Raw genomic sequence first — 384 nt, 5'->3', positions numbered from 1 at the left:
CACGTCGACCTCGAAGCCCGTGAGCTGCGTGCCGTTGAAGTAGTTGAAAGGTGCGAACTGCCCCTCCGTCGCGATGATGATCTTGCCGTCCTTCTGGATGGCGTCGATCGGGCGGGCCTGGGCGGAGAAGGCCGCGCACAGCGCCACGGCAGCGGTGGCCATCGTCTTGAGAATCTTCATCAGCGGTTCCTGTGGGGTAGGCAGGGTACAAAAAATCCGGCTTGGCGGGTGGCGAAGCCGGACATGGTGGGGCCGCGGCCCGGCGGCGGGCGTCACGGAGCGGACACATTATAAAGAAGGGGTATGGAGCCATGCCCCCTCGGAAATGCGGATGGCCCGTCAGCACTCCACGATGTTCACCGCCAGGCCGCCGCGGGCCGTTTC

The 384-nt window shown here is 65.1% G+C and carries 1 pseudogene; it reads right to left on the bottom strand.

The annotated features are described in order from the left end of the window. A pseudogene (locus tag AC066S_RS40035) lies at window positions 1-180 on the bottom strand (amino acid ABC transporter); the annotation flags it as partial. Between the last annotated feature and the right edge of the window lie 204 nt (window positions 181-384).

It is taken from the genome of Bradyrhizobium sp. CFUWI (assembly GCF_056429085.1).
This window is presented reverse-complemented; position numbering and strand designations above follow the sequence as displayed.